Source organism: Nocardiopsis sp. JB363, assembly GCF_900143625.1.
GTDB lineage: Bacteria > Actinomycetota > Actinomycetes > Streptosporangiales > Streptosporangiaceae > Nocardiopsis.
This window is the reverse complement of sequence record NZ_FRFF01000169.1, coordinates 103,819-121,918: the sequence shown is the minus strand read 5'-3', so window position 1 is coordinate 121,918 and position 18,100 is coordinate 103,819. Positions and strand designations below refer to the sequence as shown.

18 protein-coding genes are annotated in these 18,100 nt (G+C 68.2%); 5 read left to right on the top strand and 13 right to left on the bottom strand.

What is annotated here, in order from left to right; translation table 11 throughout:
* Window positions 1–10: 10 nt before the first annotated feature.
* Entirely contained in the window at window positions 11–1,036 is a 1,026-nt protein-coding gene (locus BQ8420_RS26520) for an acyltransferase (RefSeq protein ID WP_087102357.1), read from the bottom strand.
* Between the two features lie 377 nt (window positions 1,037–1,413).
* Entirely contained in the window at window positions 1,414–2,184 is a 771-nt protein-coding gene (locus tag BQ8420_RS26515) for a GntR family transcriptional regulator (protein ID WP_160049454.1), read from the bottom strand.
* A 181-nt stretch (window positions 2,185–2,365) separates the two neighbouring features.
* Between BQ8420_RS26515 and BQ8420_RS26510 the strand changes: the two genes are divergently transcribed.
* Both BQ8420_RS26510 and BQ8420_RS26505 read left to right on the top strand, forming a co-directional pair.
* Complete coding sequence (locus BQ8420_RS26510) at window positions 2,366–2,914, top strand: ATP-binding protein (protein ID WP_087102353.1); 549 nt, start codon at window positions 2,366–2,368, stop codon at window positions 2,912–2,914.
* A 199-nt stretch (window positions 2,915–3,113) separates the two neighbouring features.
* Entirely contained in the window at window positions 3,114–3,488 is a 375-nt protein-coding gene (locus tag BQ8420_RS26505) for a hypothetical protein (RefSeq protein WP_087102351.1), read from the top strand.
* Window positions 3,489–3,633: 145 nt separating this feature from the next.
* On the opposite strand, the gene BQ8420_RS26500 is transcribed toward BQ8420_RS26505, so the two are convergent.
* The 4 genes from BQ8420_RS26500 to msrA all read right to left on the bottom strand — a co-directional run bounded on the left by BQ8420_RS26500 (window position 3,634) and on the right by msrA (window position 6,888).
* Window positions 3,634–4,380 carry a phosphotransferase gene (locus BQ8420_RS26500; RefSeq protein ID WP_087102349.1) on the bottom strand — a complete coding sequence of 249 codons (747 nt, stop codon included), beginning with the start codon at window positions 4,378–4,380 and terminating at the stop codon, window positions 3,634–3,636.
* 99 nt (window positions 4,381–4,479) lie between these two features.
* Window positions 4,480–5,196 carry a DUF6518 family protein gene (locus tag BQ8420_RS26495; RefSeq protein ID WP_143847579.1) on the bottom strand — a complete coding sequence of 239 codons (717 nt, stop codon included), beginning with the start codon at window positions 5,194–5,196 and terminating at the stop codon, window positions 4,480–4,482.
* Between the two features lie 59 nt (window positions 5,197–5,255).
* On the bottom strand, window positions 5,256–5,984 hold the full coding sequence (locus BQ8420_RS26490; RefSeq protein ID WP_143847577.1) for a DUF6518 family protein: 729 nt from the start codon (window positions 5,982–5,984) through the stop codon (window positions 5,256–5,258).
* Window positions 5,985–6,222: 238 nt separating this feature from the next.
* A complete protein-coding gene (msrA, locus tag BQ8420_RS26485; RefSeq protein WP_160049452.1) occupies window positions 6,223–6,888 on the bottom strand; it encodes a peptide-methionine (S)-S-oxide reductase MsrA in 666 nt (221 codons plus the stop codon).
* Between the two features lie 69 nt (window positions 6,889–6,957).
* Here msrA and rarD point away from each other — a divergent pair, with 69 nt between their 5' ends.
* The 3 genes from rarD (at window position 6,958) to BQ8420_RS26470 (ending at window position 10,159) form a co-directional block, all read left to right on the top strand.
* Window positions 6,958–7,911 carry an EamA family transporter RarD gene (gene rarD / locus BQ8420_RS26480; RefSeq protein ID WP_087102343.1) on the top strand — a complete coding sequence of 318 codons (954 nt, stop codon included), beginning with the start codon at window positions 6,958–6,960 and terminating at the stop codon, window positions 7,909–7,911.
* Window positions 7,912–8,025: 114 nt separating this feature from the next.
* The gene (locus tag BQ8420_RS26475; protein ID WP_087102341.1) at window positions 8,026–8,847 is read left to right on the top strand and encodes a hypothetical protein; all 822 of its coding nucleotides are present in this window, start codon (window positions 8,026–8,028) and stop codon (window positions 8,845–8,847) included.
* A 229-nt stretch (window positions 8,848–9,076) separates the two neighbouring features.
* Window positions 9,077–10,159, top strand: a complete 1,083-nt coding sequence (locus tag BQ8420_RS26470; protein ID WP_087102339.1) for a hypothetical protein — start codon at window positions 9,077–9,079, stop codon at window positions 10,157–10,159.
* Window positions 10,160–10,258: 99 nt separating this feature from the next.
* Here the strand turns inward: BQ8420_RS26470 and BQ8420_RS33090 are convergent, their stop codons facing one another.
* The 7 genes from BQ8420_RS33090 to BQ8420_RS26440 all read right to left on the bottom strand — a co-directional run bounded on the left by BQ8420_RS33090 (window position 10,259) and on the right by BQ8420_RS26440 (window position 18,100).
* On the bottom strand, window positions 10,259–10,390 hold the full coding sequence (locus BQ8420_RS33090; RefSeq protein ID WP_255404906.1) for a hypothetical protein: 132 nt from the start codon (window positions 10,388–10,390) through the stop codon (window positions 10,259–10,261).
* 76 nt (window positions 10,391–10,466) lie between these two features.
* On the bottom strand, window positions 10,467–11,471 hold the full coding sequence (locus tag BQ8420_RS26465; protein ID WP_087102337.1) for a polyprenyl synthetase family protein: 1,005 nt from the start codon (window positions 11,469–11,471) through the stop codon (window positions 10,467–10,469).
* Between the two features lie 139 nt (window positions 11,472–11,610).
* A complete protein-coding gene (gene nuoN / locus BQ8420_RS26460) occupies window positions 11,611–13,260 on the bottom strand; it encodes an NADH-quinone oxidoreductase subunit NuoN (RefSeq protein ID WP_087102335.1) in 1,650 nt (549 codons plus the stop codon).
* The gene (locus tag BQ8420_RS26455) at window positions 13,257–14,915 is read right to left on the bottom strand and encodes an NADH-quinone oxidoreductase subunit M (protein WP_087102334.1); all 1,659 of its coding nucleotides are present in this window, start codon (window positions 14,913–14,915) and stop codon (window positions 13,257–13,259) included. The genes nuoN and BQ8420_RS26455 overlap by 4 nt, the downstream gene beginning before the upstream one ends.
* 1 nt (window position 14,916) lies before the next feature.
* The gene (gene nuoL / locus BQ8420_RS26450; RefSeq protein ID WP_087102332.1) at window positions 14,917–16,860 is read right to left on the bottom strand and encodes an NADH-quinone oxidoreductase subunit L; all 1,944 of its coding nucleotides are present in this window, start codon (window positions 16,858–16,860) and stop codon (window positions 14,917–14,919) included.
* 14 nt (window positions 16,861–16,874) lie between these two features.
* The gene (gene nuoK / locus BQ8420_RS26445; RefSeq protein WP_013156051.1) at window positions 16,875–17,174 is read right to left on the bottom strand and encodes an NADH-quinone oxidoreductase subunit NuoK; all 300 of its coding nucleotides are present in this window, start codon (window positions 17,172–17,174) and stop codon (window positions 16,875–16,877) included.
* Window positions 17,162–18,100: an NADH-quinone oxidoreductase subunit J gene (locus BQ8420_RS26440; RefSeq protein ID WP_087102329.1), complete on the bottom strand. Its 939-nt coding sequence runs from the start codon at window positions 18,098–18,100 to the stop codon at window positions 17,162–17,164. The genes nuoK and BQ8420_RS26440 overlap by 13 nt, the downstream gene beginning before the upstream one ends.

The window sequence follows — 18,100 nt, the reverse complement described above, 5'->3', positions numbered from 1 at the left end:
GGATCCTCGCTCAGACGATGGTGCGCAGGAGTGGGATCCGTTGGGCGATGGCCACCAGGATCAGACTGATCACGGCGGCCCCCACCGCGTATCCCGCCGCCGCGAACAGCGCCAGGTAGCCCTCCGGCATGCCGCCCAGGTCACGCAGGGTGTACATCACCATGACGTGCACGAGGTAGACGCCGAAGCTCAGTCCGGAGACCACGCGAACGACGTTCTTCGTGGCCAGGGCCGCCGGGCTCTCCGCCATGGCCAGGCGCTCGCCGCCGGCGCGCAGTACCAGGTAGGCACCGATTCCGGCGACGATCATCGGCGGGGACAGGAAGGCGTAGAAGTACTCGCCTCCCGCGCCCCACTCACCCTCCACGTGGGCGGCGATCCCCGCGCCCAGGGCCGTGCCGGCCACGCCCAGGGTGAGCGCGGCGATCCCGAACCGGGTGGTCCGGGGGCTGTTCTCGGTGGTCATCAGCAACCACCCCACCAGGTAGTAGCCGAGGAACGGCAGGAACCGGGTGGCGGCGCTCACGCCGCCGGCCCCGTCGATCAGGGACAGCAGCTGATCGAAGACACCCACGCTGAACGCCGCACCGGCGAACCACCACAGCGCGGTGCGGGAACTGTGCGCGACCACCGTCCGGAAGAACGGTGTGAACAGGTAGAGACCTGCGATGACGTACAGGAAGTAGAGGTGGATCGAGGGGGCGCCCGACGCGGCCTGGGTGGCGGCGTCGGGTGCGCCCAGGCCATCGCGCCATCGTTCCCAGATCAGGTAGAGAGCCGTCCAGGCCACGAGCGGGATGCCGATCTTGGCCCACCGCTTGCGGTAGAAGGTGCCCACGCTCTCATCGCGCGGGCGCAGCAACAGGGCGCCGCTGATCATCACGAAGACCGCGACGCACCAGCGCGTGGCGGCGTCGATGAGGTTGGCGGACCACCATGTGTACCCGCCGAGTTCGGCGTAGACCGTGCTCACCAGTGGTGAGTAGGCGTGTACGCCGATGACCGCGGCCATCGCGGCCACACGGGCGAACCCCATCCACGAGGTGGATGGGGATGACTGTGAGGGCGCCTGTCTACCGGCGGGGGCTGTCTCTACTCGCACACACTACCGATACCATTTCGTTATACGTGGAATCAACCCGAATAGGTTCGACATATGTCACCCGCAGGCCAAGGTACACCGCCTGACCTGGTCGTCGGTACCCTCTGTGAATTCTTCGATTACCGCCCCGACACGCCGCCGAACCGGGGGCTCCGGTGTGCCGCCTCAGCGCTCGGAAAGCAGGTGGGTTCCGTCATGGGCTCGAATGAAGGGGACCTCCTCCGGGTCGAGCCAGGTGACGGAGACGGCTTCGTCGGTGGGTCGAGCGTGACCGCCCACCAAGGGCGGCATCTCGGATGGTGATGTGGGAGTCAGTCCGGTATCGGGAAGCGGTAGTCGAAAACGGCCATGTCGGCGCGGATCAGAAAGTGAGCCACGTCGAGTGGTCCATCCTCGGTGTGATAGGTCCGGATCACTTCGAAGACCGGAGTCCCCTGGGGGATCCGCAATCGGCCCGCTTCCGGCCCGGTCGGCATACGTGCGCTGATCTCTTCCTGGATCTCTTGGACGGTGCTGATCTTGTCGATGTCGGAGATGTGTCCGCCTGGACCTTCTCCTGCCAGGATTCCGGGGGCTCGCGCAGCGGTCGCCATGCTGAAGTAGCTGTCCACGGTCTGGTTGATGGTCCCATCGAGTTTCGTGACGCGTTTACGCACGTGGACGAGATCTCCCTCCGAGACGCCCGGGAGCCTTTCCACGACGAAGCCAGGCGCGGGCACCTGGACGACCTCGGACTCCTGCTCTACCTTCTGGCCCTGCTCAGAGCCTTCGGCTTGCAGAACTCCCTGAGGGCCCGGTCCGCCCCAGACGGATCGGCTGTAGCGCTGAAGCCCGTATCGACGCGTCCGTTTGGGCTCACGAACGTAGGTTCCACTGCCCTTTTTACTGGTCAATAGACCTTCTTGGCGCAGTAGATCCATCGAGCGGCGAGCCACCATCACGCTGACGTCGTATCGCTTGGCAAGGACATGAAGGGTGGGGAGTTTGTCCCCTGGCGCCAGCTCGGATCGCCGGATCTGATTACGCAAGTCATCAGCGATGCGCACCTGCTGCGGGCGAGCGTCAGTGGTCTCGTCACTCATGGCATCCACCCTAAACCCATGCATGTTTGTATACAAACTTATTGCACAGGAAGCCGGAATGTGCTCTCATCCTTGTCAGCAAGTATGCAAGCTTTGACCTCGCGTATGAGAGAGGCCTCGGGGGTGTAGCACCACCCACCGAGGCCGGCCGACAACCAACCCTTGAGCAGGAGTTGCCGACGTGTCCATTGTCCCTCAAATCCCTATGCCCGCCTACCCGGGACGGCGGTGGGAAGCCCGCCACTACCCCGAAACCTCCTCCACCTGCACGCGCTTCCGAGCGGATCTGCGCTCTGACCTGCACGCCCTCGCCGGGGTTCCTCTCTCCCTGCGTGAGGACATCGAACTGTGCGGCAGCGAGGCCTTCGCCAACGCCGTCACGCATTCGCGCTCTCAGCGCCCCGGTGGCACGGTGGTCCGCCTGCTCTCCACCCCGATCGTCATGGGCCGCGAGACCACCCTGCGCCTGTCGATCATCGACGACGGACCCCTGGACACCCGTCCCATGTGCCCGCCGCCTCGGCGTTCGGTGGAGGAATGGGAACAGGCCGAATCCGGGCGCGGTCTCCTCCTCATCCACCGACTGGCCAGTGAATGGGGCACCCAGCGCTGGGCCGACCCCACTCAGCCGACCGTGCTCGGCACGGTGCTCTGGACGGAGTTCACCTACCCCACCCCCACCAGGGCCGTCTCCACCTCGATCACCTGTGTCTGCGGAGGTGGGCGATGAGCACCGAAACCATCCCCATGGACCTGCGCCGGGTCCTGGACGCACCCCGAGGCCGACGCTTCAACCACACCCCCACCGACCCGGCACCCGACCGACACTGACCGACACCCCCCACCAGAGGAACAAAACCGGCCCCGCATCACTCCCGCCGCTGGTCTCGCTAGGCCGCACCCCAAGGGAACGCGAACTCCTGGCCAACATGCCCGACACCCCCGGACTCCGCCGCCGGATCGAACGCGGCGACCTACCCGAACGAATACGCCGCGCCACCCCCGAGAGTTCCTGTTCGTGGCGGGGCCAGCACCCCGAACACACCTCACAGCCCGAACCCGCCCCCACACCGAAACCGGCCCGCGAACCCGACGAGGACGTCGAGCCCGACCGCCCCCTCCAGATCCCGCACCCCCGTCGGGAGTACGTACCACCACCCCCGCTCCCGCGCAGGTCCGGCCATCCGCGCCGCCCGGCGAGCCACCGTAAGCCCCGCCACCGGATCGGCCACCTGCTCACCGGCTACGCCCTGGCCGCCATCGCCGGCGCCATGGCCCAACCCCTGATCACCCTCCTGAGCTGATCCACCTCGCTCCCTCGATCCCTGACAGGCCGCACCGGCAACACGACACCCGGTGCGGCACCGGGCACGGCTCCGACCCGGGTGTATACCGCCGAGTCAGGGAAGGAGCTGTTCGCGCTGCCGCATCGGTTCCACCCATGCGGCCTCACATCCGGGCCCTCAGCACGTCTACCTCACAGCCCGGTTCGAAGGGGTCGAAGCCGTGCTCGCTCAGCCAGCGAACTATCAGCAGGCTGCGTAACGACCACCACGCGTGGATCACGGCGAGGTCGATGTCGGTGCCATAGCCGGCGATGAGGTCGTCGAGGTGCTCCTCGTGTCCGAGCGTGAAGGTCGCGAGGTCGTACAGGGCATCACCCCGGCCCGCTTCGGACCAGTCGATGATGCCCGTGACCTCGTCGCCGTCGACGAAGACGTGCGCGATCTGTAGGTCGCCGTGTGTGAACGCCGGGGTCCACGGCCGCAGCGCGGCATCGGCGACCTGCCGATTGCGTGTGACCAGGTCAGCGGGCAGGACACCGTTCATCACGAGCAGCCCGCACTCCTTGTCGAGCTTCGCCGCCAGCGTGACGATGCTCCGGCCGGCCTGTCCCGTCCGGGACGGCAGCGGCGCGTCGTGCAGCTTCCGAATGGCGGCGCCCGCCGCGGCCCACGCCCCCGACGACCCGGTCGACGGCCCACCAAGGCGCCCGAGCGTCGTCCCCGTGAGCGCGGCGGTCGCGAGCACGTGCGGCTTGCGCCACAGGATCTCCGGGGTCGGGACCGGCGCCAGGGAGATCGCCTCGGCCTCGGCGTCGATGCGCGCCTGATCGGCGTCCACCTTCAGGAACACGTCGCCGACGCGCAGGGTCGCACGTTCGGAATGGGCGATGACGACTTCGACCTCATCCATGGGAGACCAGTATCCCCGGGACGATCGCCGCCGTCGCCGGGTTTTTCACCTGGGATCACGCGGCTGACCACGTCCCGCCGTCGCCTTCCCCGAAGCCCTTCAAATACCGCCGCCGGCACGCCACAGCACAATCGAGGACAGCAGTGAGAGGACGTGGAAGATCACGACGAACGGCGCGCTGATCACCAAGGCGAAAACCCGCGGAGCCAGACCCCGACAGGCGATGAGCACCAAGGAGATCACGCACAAGTCGAAGACGTACACGCGCGGATCGACGAACTCCATCGGATAGCTCGTACCTTCGTACCAACGATGAACAGGAGCGAGGAGCAGGCCGATGATCATGGCGGCGGCCATCACACGTCGCATCGCCTGGTGGGAACGGAGACGATGTCCCCAAAAGCCCAGCAGAGCGCCCGCGACGAGACCGATGACCAGCCAGCCCCGGTACTCCAAGTCGTTCTGCGCGTACTCGATGAACCGGGATCCGACAGCATGGCCGAGGACCCCGCACAACAGGGTGGTCATGCCGGCCAGCGCAGCGTGCCCCGGACGAGACGCCGACCAGCCGGCCAGCGCGGCCGGTAGGACGAACAGTCCGTACGAAACGCTCGGATACTCGTTGATCTTGAGGATGTACAGGGCCGAGAGCACCCCGCCCATAGCGCCCAGGGGAGCCATCAGGAGCAGGAGCGCCCACGGGTGACGGTCCCAGAACGCACGAAGCGCGGACGGTCGGACTTCCGGACGCTCGTCCAGTCCAAGGAGCCGTTGGGCGCGCACCATGAGCGAGCGCCCAGAAGATTCCTCACTCATCGAGACCTCTCACTGCCTCAGGTCCCCCGTGAGCCCGGTCCGTGGTTCCTGGATGGCGATCAGTAGTCCCCACTCGCCACCCACACGAGCATGAAGAGCGCGGCGACGCAGAGGGACAATGGCAGGACGAGTGCGACCGCGCACAGCAATGCCACACCCCGGGCGGTCCCTCCACGGCAGAGCACCAGCAGAAGCAGGGCCAAGGCCCCTTCCAAGAGTGCCGATAGCGGGTGGACAACGACCCTTTCGGATTCGGAGAGTGTCCGAGCCCAAATCCATAGGAAGGTCGCCATCAGACCGAGAGGAAAGCCGGCGGCGAACACCCGAACCGACGTGGACCGCGATCGGAATTTGTTCCCGAGGTACCCCAGCAGGGCACCCATCATGAGACCGACGAACACCCAGGCCCGGTACTCTGACCAGTCGTGATCACCCATGACCGGCAGTGAGGTCGTCAGGTGCCCCAGGATCGCCGCCAAGTAGGCAACCGAACCGGAGACAGCAGCCGGCCTGGGCCGGACCGCCAACCGGCCGAGAATGACCGGAGGCACCACGTAGAGCCCCACGGTTGACTCCAGGAAGCCGATCTCCTCCGGGTTGAGCCGGTTCACGAACGCCGCGAGTGCTCCGCAGCCGAAGCCCGTCGCCAAGGAAAGGGCCAGAAAAAGCCACGGCCGCCGGTTCAGAAAGGCTCGGGACCCTTCGGGAGAAAGTTCCTCTCGTCCCTCCGATATCGACGTTCGGTCAATATCCGCCTCCAGCACAGGATCGGGGGAGTTCTCACTCATCAGGGGACACGGGCCGTCCCATGAATACCAGAAAGTGACTGAACACAACCCGCTGTCACCTCTGCGCCGGTTCCGTCGGTTCTATCGCGGTGCCTATGACCTGGGGAATATCCGCGCATCGACCTGCTGTCCGGTTCCGGCCACCTCGGTTCGAACGTGGGGAGGCCGGTGGGCGCGCGGAAACACGAACGGCCGGAGTGGAAGGTTCCACTCCGGCCGGAATCGCTCAGGTGCGCGGTCAGTCGTTGCCGGTGGCCACACCGATGGGGCAGCTGGCGCCGGTGCCGCCGATGCCGCAGTAACCGTTGGGGTTCTTGGCGTCGGACAAGTACTGCTGGTGGTAGTCCTCGGCGAAGTAGAACGTCTCCAGCGGGGCGATCTCGGTGGTGATGGCCCCGTAGCCGGATCGGTCCAGGGCAGGCTGGAAGGCGTCCCTGGTGGCCTCGGCGGCCTTCTTCTGGGCCTCGGAGTGGAAGTAGATCCCCGACCGGTACTGGCTGCCGACGTCGTTGCCCTGGCGCAGGCCCTGCGTCGGGTCGTGTCCCTCCCAGAACACCTTGAGGATCTCCTCGTAGGAGATCAGCTTCGGGTCGAAGACCACGCGCACGGCCTCGGTGTGACCGGTCAGACCCGAGCACACCTCTTCGTAGGTGGGGTTGGGCGTGTACCCGCCGGCGTATCCCACAGCGGTGGTGATGACACCACGCTCGGCCCCCAGCCGCCAGAACACGCGCTCGGCGCCCCAGAAGCAGCCCATGCCCAGATCGGCGATCTCACTGCCCTCCGGGTAGGGCGGGGTCAGCGAGGTGCCCAGGACGGTGTGACCGAAGGGCGGCTCGATCGGTGTGTCCCGGCCGGGAAGGGCGCGGGCGGGTTCGACCATGGTGGCGTTTCTACCGAACATGTCTCCAGACTATCCACGGGCACAAGAAGGGGGAGGACAGGAGGCACGATTCGTCCTACCATTGCCGTTGTGCCGGAATCCAATCGTGGTGTCGCCCTCGGGGCGAGCGCCTTCCTCCTGTGGGGCTTCGCGGCCATGTACTGGCCGTTCCTCTCCGCCGCCGAACCCGCCGAGATCCTCGCCCACCGCATGGTGTGGGCCTTGGGCGCGATGTGCCTCTTCCTACTGCTCGCGAGGCGCGGTTGGGCGTGGCTGATCCCCGTCCTGCGCGACCCCAGGCGGCTGCTGCCGGTGGCCGCCGCGGCCGTGCTCATCTCGATCAACTGGTGGGGGTTCATCTACTCGGTCTCCATCACCCAGACCCTGCAGGCCTCACTGGCCTACTTCATCAACCCGTTGATGACCGTCTGCCTGGGCGTGGTGTTCTTCGCCGAGCGCCTGCGCGTCGCACAGTGGGTCGCCGTGGGTCTGGGCGCGACGGCGGTGGTCGTGATGACCGTCGCCTACGGGTCGACCCCGTGGCTCTCCCTGCTCATGGCCTCCTCCTTCGCCGCGTACGGCGCGGTGAAGAAGTACGTCAGCCTGGACGGGTTGCAGAGTCTGACCGTCGAGACCCTGGTGATGTTCCTGCCCGCGCTGGGCTACGTGATCCACCTCGAAGCGACCGGCTCCGGTTCCATGTTCTCGGTCTCGCCCGGGCACACCGCCCTGTTGGTCGGGGGTGGCCTGGTGACCGCGCTGCCGCTGCTGCTGTTCGGGATGGCCACACGCCGGGTGCCGTTGAGCGTGATCGGGATGCTCCAGTTCATCACGCCGACCATGATGTTCCTCATCGGCTGGCTGATGCAGGGCGAGGAGATGCCCCCGAGTCGCTGGGTGGGCTTCGGTTTCGTCTGGTTGGCCGTGTGCGTGTTCGCCTTCGACCAGGTGCGTTCGTCCCGTCGTCGATCCGCCGAGCGCGCGGCGGCGACCGACCTCCCGGACGCACCGACACCTCCCACGACCTCCGCTCCTCGAGAGTGAGTTTCCCCGTTCCGGCAAACCGAAACTACCCTCAGTGACTCTGTGCTAACGTCTGGTCGTGGGCGGCGAGCTCTGCCTCGCCCCCGAACCGGCCACCTGCCACGGAGGGTCCTCGTGAAGCCTCGCATCAGTCCGACCGGCACGCTCCGTGCCGTCTCGGGCCTGCGCGCGGCCGCGTCCGCCCTCCTGTTCCTGCTCGGTGTCCTGTTCGCCGCGTTGTGGCTGCTCTCCGCGCCCGCGCAGGCCGAAACCGGATCGAATCCGTTGGGGAACCTGGGCCTGGAACGGGTCGACGAGGTGACCGAGCCGGTGACCACACCGGTGACCGACACCCTCGGCACCGTCCACCAGCGTGTGGAACAGGGCGCCGGTGAGGCCGCGGCCTCCGCCATCGCCCTGCCCGAACCCGCCGTCACCGAGGTACGCGACGAGGTGCGCGGGGTCGTCACCGAGATCGACCGAACCCGTGAGGAGACCGCCGATCAGGGCCTCGTGCCGGCCCTCGTCGAACCGGTCGCTTCCGCGCGTTCCGGCACCGGACCGGTCCCCGAGGAGTCGACCACCTCCGCCGAACCGGACTCCCCGGACCCCTCGAAGGCATCCGTCGACGAGGGAACCGAGGTCACCGAGGATCCGATCGCCTCCGGCCCGCTCCGTTCCACGGCCGCGGACCACCGGGCCATCGCCCCCGCACACGGTTCCGAGCCCGCGGAGGCGCTCACCGGCGACCCCATCGACCCGCCCGAGGTCCAGGCCACCGCCGGTTCCGCGATCTCCTCCGCCAACGCCCCGACGTCGGCGCCCGCCGCCGTCGCCGGCTACCTCGCCACCGCCGCGCTGCCCGGCCCCGACGTCGCCACCGCGCTCGTGCGCGCCGGGTCCCCGCACGCCACACCCGCGGACCCGGCGGACGACCCCACGGTCTCCCCCGACTAGCGAACGGCCCGACCGCACGTTCTCGCGTGTTCCCACGCCTGCCCACGTGCCCCTGCGCGCCTTCCGTGCGCCCTTCGGACCGTTCCCAGCCGCTCTCCATCGCTTCCGTCTGGGAGCTGACCTGAGTCCCGTGCCGTTCTTCACGTGGTTCACGTCAGCCGGTGTCCATCCCGGCTCACCCAGGCCGCCTCTCGCGGCCGCCCCATCAGCAGCTTCAGGAAGGAAACCCATGACCCAGCCCAAGCGCGTGACCGCCCGAACGATCATCCTCGCCACGAGCGCCGCCGGATTCGTGGCCCTCGGCGCCGGTGTCGCCGGGGCCGAGGATCTGCAAACGCCCATGCACGCCGTCGCCCCCACGGTCGAGCGGGCCCTCGTCGAGGGTGTGGCGCCCACCATGAACAAGCTCGCACCCGAGGGTGTGGGGCCGATCGCCGGAACCGCCGTGGAGGAATTGCAGGCGAGCGCGAACGACCCCGAGCACGGCGCTCCCGACCTGGGCGCCGCCCTCCCCGACTCCCGACTGGCCGACACCGTCACCGAGACCCAGGACGCCACCGGTCTGGACGGGGACCCGCACGACACGATCGGTCACACCGCCGGTGAGTCGCTGGAGGCCGGCGCGCAGGACGCCGGGGTCGCGGTGGAGGACACCGCTCGCGGAGCCGGTGGCGTCGTGGAGACCAAGATCCAGGAAGTGGTGCCGCACACGGCGGTGGCCGTCACCGACCTGCGCGACGAGGCGCTCACCCTGCCGGAGCTGGAGGGGCCCACCCTGCCCATGAGCCACTCCGAGACCGCGCTGCCCACGGCGCCCAACGTGTGGGACCTGGCCGCCGGCTTCGGCGTGGAGACCCCCGACCGGCTCCAGGACGTCGTCGAGTCCAACCCGGTCACCGCGGACAACTTCGTGGACCTGGGCGAGAGGGAGGTCCTGGGCATGGTGGGCAACCGGGCCTGGGACGACGAGGTCACCACCGTTCCGCAGAGCTCTCCCCAGACCCCGGGTCTGACCGACCTCACCGACGGCCTGGCCGAGGGCATGTCCTCGGGTGAGGCGAAGCCCGTCGACGTGAACGGTCCCCTGGCGGACGCGCAGCTCCCCCAGATCGCCGAGGGCCTGGACACCACCGCCGCCGAGGACCTGGTGGCCGGCCTGAGCCGGGGCACGGACCTGGTTCACGACCTGGACACCAGCGACCTGGTCTCCATCGAGGGCGGCACCGCCGAGCAGGAGACCCCCGAGGGCATGGTCGAGCACCCCACCTTCATGGACCTGCCCGGCTCCGAGGCGCTCCCCGTGATCAGCTAAGCCATATGACGGCACTCCCCGTGTCGACGGCGCCGTCCCGGTTTTCGGGGCGGCGCCGTCCCTTGTTCGCGGGGCGGTCCTTGTTCTCGGGGACCCAGCTCAGACGCAGTCGTCGTAGACGGTGGAGAACTCGCTTCGGGAGACGTCGTAACAGAGCCCGACGGGCGGATACCCGCGGACGTCCTCCTCGTGGTCCGGGAACCCGAAGACGATCAGCCCGCGCTCCCCCAAGGTCCGAGCCCACCGAACACGACGCGGGCCCTCCCCCGATCAGGGAAGGGCCCGCGTGAAGACATCGTGAGGTAGGTCAGCCGGAGCGTTCCACCACGTAGTCGCACAGCGAAAGGAACGCTTCCCGCGCCGGGATGTCCGGGAGGGTCTGCAGCTCTCCTCGGGCCTTGCCGGCCCAGTGCCGCAGGGTCGTCTCGGCCTCGGCCATGGCCGCGTGGGGACGCAGCAGTGTCAGCGCCTCCTCGGCCTCCGTGTCGTCGAGCGGCCGGCCCAGCAGGGACTTCAGCCGCTCGTCGGCCGGGTCCTCGGAGCGCATCGCGTAGAACATGGGCAGGGTGAGCACACCCTCGCGCAGGTCCGTGCCGGGGATCTTGCCGGAGGCGGAACGGTCGCCGTCCACGTCCAGGATGTCGTCGGCGAGCTGGAACGCCATGCCCAGCGCGTCGCAGGCGCGGGTGAGGGTGCTGACCGTCTCCGGGTCGACCTTGCCGAACATGCCGCCGAACTCCGCCGAAGAGGCGATCAGCGACGCCGTCTTGTCGTCGATGACGTTGAGGTAGTGATCCAGCGGGTCGATGCCGTCCCGAGGACCGGAGGTCTCCAGGATCTGGCCCTGCACGAGTCGCGCGAAGGTCTCCGCCTGTAGGCGAACGGCCTCGGTGCCCAGGTCGGCCAGCATCGTGGAGGCCTTGGCGAACACGTAGTCGCCGGTGAGGATGGCGATGCTGTTGCCCCAGCGCTGGTTGGCGCTGGTCTTGCCACGGCGCAGTTCGGCCTCGTCCATGACGTCGTCGTGGTAGAGCGTGGCCACGTGGGTCAGCTCGACGACGGCCGCCGCGGCGATGAGGTCGGGGACCTTCGGATCGCCGAAGTGGGCGGCGAGCAGCACCAGCATGGCGCGGAAACGCTTACCGCCGGCCTCCAACAGGTGGGAAGCCGCTTCGGTCAGCAACGGGTCGCTGGACCGCACCGACTCCCGCAGCAACTCCTCCACCTTTTCGAGGTCGTCCTGCACCTCCCGGGCGAGGGCCGGGTCGACTCTCGGCAGAGCGAGAAACCCGCTCGGGACAGCACCGCTCACCGTAAAGCTCCACCTGTTGAACGGGCGTGACGGCGACCCCCTGTGAGGGGGCCGCCGCACGCTCAGCACATGAACATGATCCGTCTTGCCACGGTATCCGACCCGGAATGATCGTCCAAAGCCACACCCGGGTCCACGATCACTCCTCGGTGACCTGGTGGACCATCACCGCCGCGGGTTCCTGCCCGGCCTCGGAGTCCGGCAGAAGGTTGTCCAGGACCGGCCCCGGGAAGATCCCCAAGGCCAGCGTGGCCGCCACACCCACGGTGATCACACCGCCGGTGAGGGCGCCCGCGCGAGCCACCGTGGGGCCTTCTCCCTCGGATTCCCGGAAGAACATCACAACGATGATCCGGACGTAGAAGTAGGCGGTCACGGCACTGCTGATGACACCGACGACCACGAGCGGGGTTGCGCCCGCGGCGATGGCGGCCTCGAACACCGCGAACTTGCCGATGAACCCGCTGGTGAGCGGGATGCCGGCGAAGGCCAACAGGAACAGCGACAGCGCCAGCGCCAGTCCGGGAGCACGACGTCCCAGCCCGGCCCAGCCCTCCAGGTCGCCGAGCTCCTGACCGCCGTCCCTGGTGCGCACCAGGGTGACGATCGCGAACGCGCCGAGGGTGGTGAACCCGTAGGCGGCCAGGTAGAACATGGCGCCCGCGAGGCCCTCGGTGCTGGAGGCGATCACGGCGGTGAGGATGAAACCGGCGTGCACGACCGAGGAGTAGGCCAACAGCCGCTTGATGTCACGCTGGGTGACGGCAATGACGGCGGCGGCCACCATCGTGAGGATGGCGACCGTCCACAGCATCGGCTCCCAGATCGCCACCGAACCGCCGAAGGGCACGAAGAACACCCGCAGCAGCGCGCCGAACGCGGCCACCAGCGTGCAGGAGGCCATGAGCGCGGTGATCGGGGTGGGCGCACCCTGGTAGACGTCCGGCTTCCAGTTGTGGAAGGGCACGGCGCCGACCTTGAACAGCAGACCGATCGCGACCAGGCCGATGCCCATGATGAGCAGCGGTTCACCGTTGCCGTCGGCGAAGATCTCCGCGCCGCCCGCGTCCACGGCCTGGCGGATCGCGGTGAAGTTCACCGAGCCCGCGTAGCCGTAGACCAGGGCGATGCCGAAGAGGAAGAACGCCGAGGAGAACGCGCCGAGCAGGAAGTACTTGACCGCGGCCTCTTGGGAGAACAGGCGACGGCGGCGGGCCAGCCCGCACAGCAGGTACAGCGGCAGGCTCATCACCTCAAGGGCGATGAACATGGTGAGGAAGTCGTTGGCGGCGGGGAAGAGCAGCATGCCCAACACCGCGAACAGCACCAGCGGGTAGACCTCGGTGTGCTGGGACCCGGCGAGGATGTGCCTGCGCTCCTCCTCGCTGCCCGGGACCGTGGCGGCCTGGGCGGAGAACGCGTCGCGGCCGTCACGCCGTTCGGCGATGAGCATCAGGCTGATCAGGGCCAGCACGGCGATGGTGCCCTGGAGGAAGAGCACCACGCGGTCCATCGCGAGGACTCCGCCCGCCACGATCACGCCGTCGCCGACCGCCTCCACTTGGAGGACGATCAGGACGAACGTGACGAGCAGTGCCACGGCGGCGACGGTGATCTGCACCGGCCGCAGGACCTTCTTGGGCATGAAGGCCTCGAACAGCACCGCCAGCACACCGGCGCCGAAGACCACCAGGATCGGGGCGAGGAGCCACCAGTCCAGGGTCGGTGGCGCATCGGTGATGCCGGGGAGCGACGGGGGCGCCCCGTCGGCGACGTAGAGCGCGTTCACTCCTCGTCTCCTTCCTCGGTGTCGCCCTCGGCATTCGTGGTGTCGGAGGCGGTGTCCGCCCCGATCTCCACGGTGCGTTCGACGGCGGGGTTGATCACGTTGAGCAGGGGCTGCGGGTAGACACCGAGCGCGATGATGAGGGCGAGCAGCGGTGCCACCACCCAGGTCTCACGCGCGGACAGGTCGGGCAGCTTCGACAGCTTCTCCGGGGTCGGTCCGGTCATGGTGCGCTGGTACATCCACAGGATGTAGAGCGCGGCCAGGACCACACCCACCACGGCGATGATCGCGGGTACCGGGTTGAAGGCGTAGGCACCGACGAACACCAGGAACTCGCTGACGAACGGGGCCAGTCCGGGCAGGCCCAGACCGGCGAGACCGGTCACCAGGAACACCCCGGCGAGCTTGGGCGCGACCTTCTGGACGCCCCCGAAGTCCTCGATGCGGGAGCTCCCGCGACGGGCGATGAGGAAGCCCACGATGAGGAACAGCGCGCCGGTGGCGAACCCGTGGTTGACCATGTACAGGGCGGCCCCCGCCTGAGCCTGCGGCGTCAGGACGAAGATGCCCAGGGTGATGAACCCGAAGTGGGAGATCGAGGTGTAGGCCACCAGACGCATCATGTCGGTCTGTCCGATGGCGACGATCGCACCGTAGATGATGCTCACCACGCTGAGCCCCACCACCGGCCACACGAACCAGGACACGGCGGAGGGGAACAGCTCCAGGCAGAACCGGAGCATTCCGTAGGTGCCGACCTTGTCCAGGACACCGACGAGCAGCACCGCGGTGCCGGGACTGGAGGACCCGGCGGCGGTGGGCAGCCAGGTGTGCACCGGCCACATCGGGGCCTTGATCGCGAAGGCGATGAAGAACCCGAGGAAGAGCCAACGCGCGGTGGCCGGGTCGACGGCGGCGAGCGCGCTGCCCGACGCGGTCAGTTCGCTCCACAGGAAGGTGCCGCCGATGACGTACACGCCGATCACCGCGACCAGCAGGATGAGGCCGCCGGCGAGGCTGTACAGCAGGAACTTCATCGCGGCCTTGGCACGCTCGGCGCCCCGGCCGTATCGCCCGATCATGAAGTAGACCGGGATCAGCATGACCTCGAAGAACACGTAGAACAGGAAGACGTCGGTGGCGACGAAGACGCCGACCATCATCGCTTCGAGGGCGAGGATGAGGGCGAAGTAGCCGCGGCCGCCGTCTTCCTTGTCGGAGTGCTCGTTCCAGGCGGCCAGGATCACCAGCGGGACCAGGACCACCGACATCAGGACCATCGTCAGGGCGATGCCGTCCACACCGACGGCGAAGTGGACCCCGAAGTAGGGGATCCACGGGTAGACCTCCTCGAACTGGAGGTCACCCGCCGTGGCGGTGTCGAAGTTCAGGGCCATGGCCACGACCAGGGCCAGGGTGGCCAGGGAGACGATCAGCGCGATGCGCTTGGCGTTCTCCGCGGAGGCGGTACCCGCCCCGGTCTTGGCGGCGGGCCGGGTCTTGACCGCGGTACCGCCACCGCCCGCCTCCGCCGATGCGCCGGCCCGGGCCGAGGCGGATTCGGTCTCGGCCGCCGTCCTGACGCGGGGCAGCGCCCAGATGAGGATCGCGCCGATCGCCGGAAGGGCGATGGCGAGTGTGAGCCAGGGGATCATGTCAGAACCTCACAGCCAGCGTCGCGGCGACGATCACGGCGCCGATGAGCATGGTGAGCGCGTAGGTGCGGGCGAACCCGGTCTGTGTCTTCCCGAGTCCGGTGGAGGAGTCGCGGACCCCGGCCCCGATCCCGTTGACCGCGCCGTCGATGACCTTGTCCTCGATGACGACCAGGGCCTTGGTGAGCACCTGGCCGGGTCGCATGAACAGGCCCTCGTTGATCTCGTTGCCGTACAGCTCGTTGCGGGCCGTGTCGGTGACGAGGTTGCCCTTGGGGGCGGTGCGCTCCACGGGCTTGCGCAGGTAGATCGCCCAGGCCGCGGCCACGCCGAGGACCAGGACGACCATCGCCGCGATGCCGTAGGGGGAGGCGAAGGCGTGTCCCACCGTGAAGTGGGGCAGTTCCGCGCCGGTGACGGGCTGAAGGAACGCGGCGAAGCGGTCGCCGGCCACCAGGAAACCGCCCAGGGCGATCGAGCCGATCGACAGCGCCAACATGGGGGCGGTCATGCTCACGGGCGACTCGTGCGGGTGCACGCCCTCGTCCCAACGCTTCTTGCCGAGGAAGGTCATGAAGACCATCCGCGACATGTAGAAGGCGGTGAGCGCGGCGCCCAGGATGACCAGGGAACCGAACACCAGGCCCAGGTTGCCGCCGAGGCCGAAGGTGGCGGAGATGATGCTCTCCTTGGTCCACCAACCGGACAGCAGCGGGAAACCGATGATGGCGAGGTAGCCCAGGCCGAAGGTGGCGAAGGTGATCGGCATCTTCGACGCCAGACCGCCGTACTTGCGCATGTTCACGTCGTCGTTCATGCCGTGCATGACCGAACCGGCGCCCAGGAACAGCCCGGCCTTGAAGAAGCCGTGCGTGACCAGGTGGGCGATGGCAGCGGCGTAGCCGATCGGGCCCAGGCCCGCGGCCAGCACCATCATGCCGATCTGGCTCATCGTGGATCCGGCCAGGGACTTCTTGATGTCGTCCTTGGCGGAGGCGATGATCCCACCCGCCAGCATGGTGGCGGCGCCGACGGTCATGACGGTCAGCTGTGCCACCGGGGCGGCCTCGAAGATCGGGCCGGCGCGCACGATGAGGTACACACCGGCGGTGACCATGGTGGCGGCGTGGATGAGCGCCGACACCGGGGTCGGACCCTCCATGGCGTCCAGCAACCACGCCTGGAGCGGCAGCTGCGCGGACTTACCGCAGGCACCCAGCAGGAGCAGCAGACCGATGGCGAGCAGGACGCCGTCGTTCGCGCCCGGTACGGCCGCGAAGACGTCGCTGAAGCTCACCGCGCCCAGTGCGGTGAACATGATCATGATCGCGATGAGCAGGCCCATGTCGCCGACCCGGTTGATCAGGAACGCCTTCTTGGCCGCGGTGGCGGCGGTGGGCTTGTACTGCCAGAACCCGATGAGCAGGTAGGACGCCAGGCCCACACCTTCCCAGCCGAGGAACAGCAGGACGAAGTTGTCCGCCAGCACCAGCACGAGCATGGCGGCGACGAACAGGTTGAGGTAGGCGAAGAACCTGCGCTTGCCCGGGTCCTCGGCCATGTAGCCGAGGGAGTAGACGTGGATCAGCGAACCCACGAACGTGATGAGCAGGACGAAGGTGATGGAGAGCGGGTCGACCAGCAGGTCGATCTTCGCGGAGAAGTCGCCGACCGCGAACCACTCGTAGACGGGAACGGAGACGCTGCGCGCGTCGGCGCCGCGTCCGAGCAGGTCGAACAGGGCCAGGACGGCCCAGACGAAGGAGACCACCGGAAGGACGGTGGCCAGCAGGGGCCCCCAGGCGTTGGTGCGTCGTCCGCCCAGCAACAGGATCGCCGCGCCCACCAACGGCAGGGCGATCAGCAGCCAGGCGTTCGACAGCACCACGCTGTCGGCCGCGGTCGCCGCGGGTTCGGCGGCGAGGTACGCGTGATGTCGTGTCACAGCCACGTCGCCTTCTAGTGCTTGAGCAGGTTGGCGTCATCGAGCGACGCGGACCTGCGGGTTCGGAAGATCTGCATGATGATCGCGAGGCCCACGACCACCTCGGCGGCGGCGACGACCATCACGAAGAACGCGATGACCTGGCCCTCGATGTCCCCGTGCATCCGGGCGAACGCGACGAACGCCAGGTTGCAGGCGTTGAGCATGAGCTCCACGCACATGAAGACGATGATCGCGTTGCGTCGGACGAGGACGCCGACCGCGCCGATGGTGAACAGAAGCGCCGCGAGGACGATGTAGTTCATCGGGTCCACGTGGACTCGACCTCCTGCCCATTGCCGTTGGTGCCGTCGTCGACCGCCGGGGCTGCGCCGTCCTCACCGTCTCCGGTGGGTCGGGCCCCCTTTCCGGCGGTGGGTCCGTCGTCCTCGGGTCGGATCGCGTCGGACCCCCCGCCCTGGAGCGGGGTCGCCCGGATGTCCATGGGCACGCCCTTCTGGTACTGGGGGTCGCGCGCGGTGAGCACGGGGTTGAGGGACAGCTGGGAGACCGTGCCGTCCGGCAGCAGCGCGGGCATGTCGATCGCGTTGTGCCGGGCGTAGGTGCCCGGTCCGGGCAACGGGGTGGGGTGGTCGCCGCGGATGCGGTCCTCGGACATCTCCCTCTGGGTACGGCGCTTGCCGATCTGGGAGGTGTGCGCGAGCACCATGGCGCCGAGCACGGCGGTGATGAGCAGCGCGGCCGTGGCCTCGAAGGCGACCAGGTAGCGCATGATCAGTTCACCGGCCAGCCACGGGATGGTTCCTCCCGCGGGGGCCGCGCCGGCGATCCCCGCCGGGTCGCCCACGGCGATGCGGGTGATCCCGGTGGTGAGGGCGCCGACGAAGCAGATGGCGACGATCGCCGTCATGAGCCGCTGTCCGCGCAGGGTCTCCACCAGGGAGTCCGAGGAGCTGACGCCGACGAGCATCAGCACGAACAGGAACAGCATGAGGACGGCGCCGGTGTAGACCACGATCTGGACGACCATGAGGAACGGCGCCTCGTTGACGCCGTAGAAGATCGCCAGACCGACCATGGTCAGCGCCATCGACAGGGCCGAGTGGACGGCCTTGCGGGAGAAGACCACGCCCAGGGCGCCGAGCAGCACGATGGTGCCCAGCACCCAGAACAGGGCGGTCTCCCCCGAACCGATCGGCGCGCCCGCGGCCAGGTGGACCGTCCGGGAGGCGTCGAGCAT

Excerpts from the sequence above, each read along its gene's own strand:
- BQ8420_RS26520 (WP_087102357.1), bottom strand. The coding sequence starts at position 1,036 with ATGGGGTTCGCCCGTGTGGCCGCGATGGCCGCGGTCATCGGCGTACAC.
- BQ8420_RS26515 (WP_160049454.1), bottom strand. The coding sequence starts at position 2,184 with ATGAGTGACGAGACCACTGACGCTCGCCCGCAGCAGGTGCGCATCGCT.
- BQ8420_RS26505 (WP_087102351.1), top strand. The coding sequence starts at position 3,114 with ATGCCCGACACCCCCGGACTCCGCCGCCGGATCGAACGCGGCGACCTA.
- BQ8420_RS26500 (WP_087102349.1), bottom strand. The coding sequence starts at position 4,380 with ATGGATGAGGTCGAAGTCGTCATCGCCCATTCCGAACGTGCGACCCTG.
- BQ8420_RS26495 (WP_143847579.1), bottom strand. The coding sequence starts at position 5,196 with ATGAGTGAGGAATCTTCTGGGCGCTCGCTCATGGTGCGCGCCCAACGG.
- BQ8420_RS26490 (WP_143847577.1), bottom strand. The coding sequence starts at position 5,984 with ATGAGTGAGAACTCCCCCGATCCTGTGCTGGAGGCGGATATTGACCGA.
- msrA (WP_160049452.1), bottom strand. The coding sequence starts at position 6,888 with ATGTTCGGTAGAAACGCCACCATGGTCGAACCCGCCCGCGCCCTTCCC.
- BQ8420_RS26470 (WP_087102339.1), top strand. The coding sequence starts at position 9,077 with ATGACCCAGCCCAAGCGCGTGACCGCCCGAACGATCATCCTCGCCACG.
- BQ8420_RS26455 (WP_087102334.1), bottom strand. The coding sequence starts at position 14,915 with ATGATCCCCTGGCTCACACTCGCCATCGCCCTTCCGGCGATCGGCGCG.
- BQ8420_RS26440 (WP_087102329.1), bottom strand. The coding sequence starts at position 18,100 with ATGCTCGACGCCTCCCGGACGGTCCACCTGGCCGCGGGCGCGCCGATC.